Raw genomic sequence first — 7,097 nt, forward strand, 5'->3', positions numbered from 1 at the left:
TGATTTTATAGAGTTACAAAATCCATCCTTTTTAATTTAACTGTATAGAAAGGATGGATTTTTACTATGAGATTCTTTTTCGGTAAAGGAGAATAATATGAATAAAAAATACTTTAATACAAGCTTTAATATTCTACAGTGGTTTGTTTTTTTATTAGCAAATGCAATTGCATTGCCTATCATTATTGGTGGCATATTCCATTTATCAGTAGAAGATATTTCAACATTAATGCAGCGAACTTTTTTAGTCGTGGGAATAAGTTCATTTATACAAGCATGGTTTGGGCATCGCTATCCCATAGCGGATGGTCCAGCCGGTTCATGGGTAAGTATATTTGTCATACTGGGACAAGTTGCTATGCATCAGGGACAAAGTGCAAAAGACGTGTTGCAACTTTTAGAAGGTGGGTTAATTATTGCAGGTATATTACTCTTCGTTCTTGGTATAACAGGTCTTGTTCATCGAATCTTACGTTTATTTACTCCTTTAGTTACAGGGACATTTCTTTTAATTTTAGCACTTCAACTTAGTGGTGTGTTACTAAAAGGAATGATGGGATTACAAGGATCTGCAACTCATCCTGATTATCCAACAGCTACTATTGCGCTCTTTGTTTTTGCCCTTATTACTTTCTTATCAATTAAAGAGACAGGATGGATGAAAAGGTACGCTGTGTTACTTGGAATTTCATGTGGTTGGCTTTTGTATGCTCTTTTAGGAAAATCATCTTATATGCCTTCACACACAACGCTAGTTAAGTTACCAGAGATATTTGCTTGGGGCACACCTAGATTGGATATTGGAATGACCCTAACTGCAACTTTATTTACATTTCTTTTAGTTGCAAATACAATTGCGGCTATTTCAGCTGTAAAACAAGTAGCTCCCTTATCTAAAGAAAATGAAAAGCAAACACTGAACCGTGGTGTATGGGTCGGAGGTATATCACATATTATCTCGTCGTTGTTTTCTACAATGGGTATTGTACCATTACCTGCATCAGCAGGATTTATTCAATTAACAGGACAAAGAAAAGTGAAGTCATTCCTTATAGCAAGTCTTATATTAGCAGGAATTTCTTTTGTTCCCTCAATCGTAAGCTTTATATCCTTGCTTCCAGGCCCTATTGCCAATGCTGCACTTTTAGCAACATTTGTCCAAGTAATAGGCATTTCATTTCAATCGATTTTACGCGAAGAATTAAATCAGCGCCAATTAACTATATTAGGAATTACATTATTAATGAGTTTAGGAATAATGTTTCTTCCAGAAAGCGCATTTAGTGGCATTCCTTCTTCCTTACAATATGTTTTAAGGAATGGATTGCTCGTGGGTACCGTCATTGTCATTTTATTGGAACAGTTTTGGAAAGAGTAAAGTATTTATAGGCTTTTTCATTTAGAAGAAAATAAAGAATGAAAATCAGCATTTGGAAATATTTTAAAATATCTTGATATAAATCTATGTATTTTGTAATATATAGGTATATTGTTAGTTTATTTGATTCCGTTCATTCCCACACCTTATGTGTTGTGGTTGAGTTGTAGAAGTAAGTTTTTTTCTTACTTTAATTTTGAAAGGGCTTCTTTGAGCCGATTAGTGTAATTAGCTTATTTTGCTATGCACAATTAATCGACTTGAGGAGGCCTTTTTTGTTTGGGTTTAAACAGGTATAAATATATATTTCTGTATAAAACAACAGATTAAGATAGGAAATTTATATAGGGGGAGAAAACATATGAGTAATTGATTTGTTTATCAGGGAAATTGGAGGGATATGTAGTTTTTTTACGTTAAATGTATACACGGATATATGAAACTGTGATTGTAAAATAGATACATAATAGATTTACGAATCGCAGCAAAAATAATTATATAGAAGTTTTGTAGACGACATAAATGTACTCATTATAAGAAGGATGAATAGAATTTTACTGTGAATTTTTTAAAAAACGTATCAATTGATACGTTTTTTATTGTAATTCTAGTAAATATGAGGTACGATTTGAAAGGGGAAAGAATTTTAATGCATATTAGCTTTCAAAATAGGGAGACAAAAAAGCACACTAATTTTACAATCGGGGAGATTGAGCAGTACATATTAGAGTTTAAAAAATTAATTAAAAATAATCGATTTACGGTTTCTCGAAATGAAAAAAGGAAAGAGAATAGTGAATTTTTAGAGGCTAATAAGATTAACGCTAGTAAAGTGAAAGAGATTCTTCTTAATATAGGAGTACGTGATTTTTGTTATGCAGTTGATAATAAAAATCCAAATTTTGCTCATGAAAAATTGTATATCTTTTGTCCACAATATGAGTTAGATAATTGGGGACAAAAGAAGTCGGTAGACATATATATTAAGATGAATCTAATTGAAAATAAGGACAGGAACAAATACATGATTGTTGTTTCTTTTCATAAAAGGAATAAACCAGTCACTTATCTTTTTAGGTAAAGATAAGTGACTAATGGTTTTAGAATGAGGGAGGATTTTTATGTTGGTTTTATGTGAGTTTTGTCGAGATATGGTAAAGTATTCTACTAAAGATGTTTCAAAAGTGACAGTCATTAGAGGGAAGCAATATCATTATGTAGGTAAAGAAGCAAATTGCGAGGAGTGTAAATCTGAAATATTTGTTCCTAACATTCATGATTATAATTTAGAACAATTAGATCATGCCTATAGACAACAGGAACAGTTAGTTACTATTTCTGAAATAAGAGAGGTTTTAGAAAAATATAAGATTGGAAAACGTCCATTGTCTTTACTTTTAGGTTGGGGAGAGGTTACCCTAACAAGGTATGTAAATGGAGATATTCCGACGAAGCAGTACTCGGATATATTGAAAAGATTAGGTAGAGATCAATCTTTTATGCTAGATATTTTGGAAAGAAATAAAGATTTAATTACTCAAAAAGCATATAGAGTCTCTAAAGAAGCAATCGCAAAGCTACAGGAAAATGATGATATTCCTTCTACGCAGACTACGAAAATCGAGGAAGTTGCTAACTATTTGCTATATAAAAATGATGATATTACTCCTTTAGCTCTTCAAAAGCTGTTATACTATGCGCAAGGATTTTGTAAGGTGTTTACTGGGACATATTTATTTGAAGATGATTGTGAATTAGGAAGTCATGGCCCGGTATATCGAGTTATTTTTAATAAATATAAAGTATATCAGTACGACAATCTTGAAGTTAATTATGATAGTACAAATCAATTAACTCAAATAGAAAAGGAAATATTAGACTGTGTAATCAATACTTTAGGTTGTTATAGTGGGAAGAGTTTAGAAAAAATGATTCTATTTGACTTACCATGGGAAGTTACGCATCTAGAATTAGAAGATAATGATCCTGGTAAACCTATTATGGAAAAAGAAGAGATAGATAATTGCTTTAATACAATGAAACAGGCATATAATTTAGTTACAATTTCTGATATAAAGAAATATGGCATAAAAGCATTTGAAAATATAAACAATTCAATGTTGTAACTATATCATTTTTAATATGATTGATATATGAATTTTTTACTGTTAATCAGGCCTCTATAAAGGTATTAAAAGATAGTACTAATTACAAAAGGTTAGGATTGCAGAATATAAACATTATTAACACGATGTAAATATGCATATTAAATAAAAAGTAAAGTGGATTGATACATTATATGGTAAAATGATATATATGAAAACGTCTTATGAAGTAAATTTTACGCTTTGGACCTTTAGCTCAGCTGGTTAGAGCAAACGGCTCATAACCGTTCGGTCGTAGGTTCGAGTCCTACAAGGTCCACTTATAAACAAGGAGAAAGCACTCAAATGAGTGCTTTCTCCTTGTTTATAATAAATAAAGGGGATTGTGACATGAAAATAATTGATTTAGAGACAGAAAGAAAAAAGAAGGGAAAATTAATGGTAACTATTCCAATTATAGAACTAATATATGGAGAAAAAGGGGAAATTGAATTTAAAGTAGTGGGAAAAAAAGTTGTTCCGCAATCCATGTTAGAGATGTATAAAATCTAGAAATTTAGACGAGTTATGTTTTAAGCTGAGTAAAAATAAAGGGATGCCCTAGATATAGTACTAGGACATCTCTTTTTGTTTTAACGACATTTAATTTATTATGATTTATAGGGTACTTATTGCATGTATATACTTATTACTTAATCCTAACCTACATCGTTTTAAAATTAGGTTATCGTATTAATTTGTAAGAAAGGATGAACGTGGTCCAGCAAGACATGCATCTATACGATCTACTTGACCTTTTGTAAACATAACCATAGTATCATCATCAACATAATCCATATAGTTCATAAACATATCGCCATCAGGTCCATTGTTACAAGAAGTATGTGGAAATGTTATTACAGGACGACCAGGTGCACCTTGTGAACTACCAACATTATCTCCTCCTTGATTAGGCGTATCATCAACTCGATCAGAGCCATTGCATGCATTTGCATCATCACCCCAAATATGGAATAAATTGAACCAATGGCCAATTTCATGAGTAGCTGTACGTCCTAGATGGAAAGGTTTTGCAGCAGTACCTGTAGTACCAAATGCAGTGTATGTGATAACAACGCCATCTGTTTTAGGTGGTCCACCAGGGAATTGCGCGTATCCTAAAAGGCCGTCCTCTAATTGACATACCCATAAATTTAAATATTTGTCAGCTGGCCATGCATCTGCTCCATCTGTACTTTGTGATTTGACAGAATTATCATCTGCTGAAAAAGCTTGTTTAGTTGTATGGGTACGAGTAATACCATTTGTTTGATTTCCGTCAGGGTCTTTTGTAGCAAGAAAGAATTCAACTCTAGCATCACTTACAGAATGTTTAAATGCAGAAGGTACATTTGCTACATCAGAGTTCGTTGCTCGAAAATCGCGATTTAAAACATCAATTTGACTATTAACTTGTTTCTCAGAGATGTTTTGTTCCTCAGTATTCCATACAACATGAACTACTACAGGAATTTTGACAACTGGTCTTTCTGATGATGCTAAGCGTGCATTATTCAGAAATTCATTCGTTATACTTTCAATTTTAACACGTGCATTTTTATATTCTTCAGATTCATTTAGTAATTTATGATGAAGCTCAATAGTTGCGCATCTACGCACAGTAGGTGTATTTGTTCTTTCTGATGAGTTAGTTTGATTTGGCATTTTAATTTCTCCTTTTTAGTTGATATTGTGTAAGTTTCAGTCATTGTTCCAGGAAATGTTTGATTCGAAAATTATTGTATAAGCGTTTATTGTTTTTTATTTTTAATAAATTCTTCAGTCATTTTCTCAATTTTTTCTCGTTCTTTTCGATATTCTTCAGATTCCTTCAATAATTTTTCATGCATACTCATAGTTCCACAATTACGTCTGGTAGGGGGAGTTTGTTTAGAATCGTTTGTTGAGTTATTGAAACTTTCTTGATGGGTAAAGTTGTTCATGAGAATTCTCTCTTTCATTCTAAATTTGTAACTTGAGAAGCAATAAAAGCTACATTCATTCGTAAAATATCGAGAGCAAGCGGATAATGGATATGTTCAAGAGTATCGTTTGCGGTATGGTCATTAGGATTCAAAGAGTCTTCGCCCTCTATTGTTAAAACAGCAGGGATCCCCTTATTAAGAAAAGATACATGGTCGCTATCAAATGGATTTAGAGATACCTTAACATCGAGATTTGTATATAAAGATGCTACATTTTTTAATCCATTAATGAGCTCTTCAGATAAAGGTGAACCTTCAATTAATACTGCTGGTGTCGAAGTATTTAATTTTCCTATCATGTCCATATTAATAACTGCTCGAATGCGATTTTTATCTGGAGTAGTTAGGTTCTCAACATATTGTTTACTACCTAATAATCCTTGTTCTTCTCCTCCAAAAAGGATAAAACGCAGATCATGTTGTACGGGAATATCTTTGAATACACGAGCAATTTCCAAAACTCCTGCACTACCACTGCCATTATCATCGGCTCCAGGAGCATTAGATGAAGGCCCTCCACTATGGTTAACAGAATCAAGATGTGCAGTAATAATAATTAAGTGTTTCTCTTCATCAGGATTTGTGCCCATTTTATTTGCGATAACATTTTGGCTATTTTCATTGTTTACGCGTATTGTTTCGCTACTAGTTGTATATCCCATTTCATTTAATATCTCACGAGTCCATGTTGCGGCTTCTTCATAAAAAGAGCTAGTAGAAAACCTTGTTGGATATGAAACTAAATGGGTTAAATATGATTGGAACTGATTTTCGCTTACTTGATTGACTAGTGATTGTATAGAATTTACAGTTGTAGAATGATTACGAAAACTGCCGGAAACAAGTAATTCATTTTTAAGATCATTAGTACCACCAGGGAAAATAGGTGTTTTCATTCTTATAGTTTCACCACCTTAATTATATTTTTGCTTAGAAAGCAGTATTTCAAATATAACTTGTGAACGAACTCATTTGTTTATACAAGTATTAACTGGAAAATTTGCATTTATAATGGTTAATTATTTTTTGATATATATGAAATTACATGAAGTTATTGGATATAAATACCATTTGGAAGTATTGTTTAAATCTTAGATAATCCTCAAAATTTTCAGGGTTAGAGAAATATAAATATTTTATTTTAAAAGTGTAGATGAAATACCTAGTGAAGTAAAACTGATACATGCTCGGTTAGTATGGGAGAAAAAGAAGAAAGGAAAGGACATAGCTATTGCGGTTTTAGATACGGGTTGCAATATTAATATACAGACGTTATTCTTTCCTATGATTTCTCAGAAAGAATAACGCCTTTTTCATTTTAGAGAGTATTTTGTCTTGTTAGCTTGATAGCGATAGGGTAGCGCCATCAAAACGCAAATTTCGTACACTAAGAGAATTTGGGAAGAGCTAAGGCTCTGATTCCCTTAAAGGACAAAACGAAGGAGAATTCCTAACATTGAACTACTCACCACTTAACGTCCTAACGGACTGTTTGAAGTGGGAGATTCCTGCGAACACCGATGTATCCACCAGTTATCTTAGCAGGCTCTACCCGCAGTCCCTACGGTGAGAACATAAGTATCTTGTACG

Annotated in this window: 7 protein-coding genes, 1 tRNA gene and 1 pseudogene; 6 read left to right on the forward strand and 3 right to left on the reverse strand. The window is 32.6% G+C overall.

The window, feature by feature from the left end; translation table 11 throughout:
- Positions 1 to 97 precede the first annotated feature (97 nt).
- The 5 genes from D1166_RS20220 to D1166_RS31350 all read left to right on the forward strand — a co-directional run bounded on the left by D1166_RS20220 (position 98) and on the right by D1166_RS31350 (position 4,035).
- On the forward strand, positions 98 to 1,378 hold the full coding sequence (locus D1166_RS20220) for a purine/pyrimidine permease (RefSeq protein ID WP_097856248.1): 1,281 nt from the start codon (positions 98 to 100) through the stop codon (positions 1,376 to 1,378).
- 649 nt (positions 1,379 to 2,027) lie between these two features.
- On the forward strand, positions 2,028 to 2,459 hold the full coding sequence (locus D1166_RS20225) for a hypothetical protein (protein ID WP_000548170.1): 432 nt from the start codon (positions 2,028 to 2,030) through the stop codon (positions 2,457 to 2,459).
- 40 nt (positions 2,460 to 2,499) lie between these two features.
- Entirely contained in the window at positions 2,500 to 3,504 is a 1,005-nt protein-coding gene (locus tag D1166_RS20230; RefSeq protein WP_061661869.1) for a type II toxin-antitoxin system antitoxin SocA domain-containing protein, read from the forward strand.
- Between the two features lie 224 nt (positions 3,505 to 3,728).
- Positions 3,729 to 3,802, forward strand: a tRNA-Ile gene (locus D1166_RS20235).
- A gap of 71 nt (positions 3,803 to 3,873) precedes the next feature.
- Positions 3,874 to 4,035, forward strand: a complete 162-nt coding sequence (locus D1166_RS31350) for a hypothetical protein (protein ID WP_161508230.1) — start codon at positions 3,874 to 3,876, stop codon at positions 4,033 to 4,035.
- 180 nt (positions 4,036 to 4,215) lie between these two features.
- Here the strand turns inward: D1166_RS31350 and D1166_RS20240 are convergent, their stop codons facing one another.
- The 3 genes from D1166_RS20240 to D1166_RS20250 all read right to left on the reverse strand — a co-directional run bounded on the left by D1166_RS20240 (position 4,216) and on the right by D1166_RS20250 (position 6,403).
- Positions 4,216 to 5,187, reverse strand: a complete 972-nt coding sequence (locus D1166_RS20240) for a zinc metalloprotease (protein WP_098316035.1) — start codon at positions 5,185 to 5,187, stop codon at positions 4,216 to 4,218.
- An 86-nt stretch (positions 5,188 to 5,273) separates the two neighbouring features.
- The gene (locus tag D1166_RS20245) at positions 5,274 to 5,465 is read right to left on the reverse strand and encodes a hypothetical protein (protein ID WP_025687278.1); all 192 of its coding nucleotides are present in this window, start codon (positions 5,463 to 5,465) and stop codon (positions 5,274 to 5,276) included.
- A 14-nt stretch (positions 5,466 to 5,479) separates the two neighbouring features.
- Positions 5,480 to 6,403 (reverse strand): M28 family metallopeptidase, encoded by a 924-nt coding sequence (locus D1166_RS20250; protein WP_097856246.1) that lies wholly within the window; start codon positions 6,401 to 6,403, stop codon positions 5,480 to 5,482.
- A gap of 235 nt (positions 6,404 to 6,638) precedes the next feature.
- On the opposite strand from D1166_RS20250, the pseudogene D1166_RS31860 reads away from it, so the two are divergent.
- Positions 6,639 to 6,770, forward strand: a pseudogene (locus tag D1166_RS31860) (serine protease); the annotation flags it as partial.
- Between the last annotated feature and the right edge of the window lie 327 nt (positions 6,771 to 7,097).

The organism is Bacillus sp. ISO11, from assembly GCF_003458115.1.
GTDB lineage: Bacteria > Bacillota > Bacilli > Bacillales > Bacillaceae_G > Bacillus_A > Bacillus_A cereus.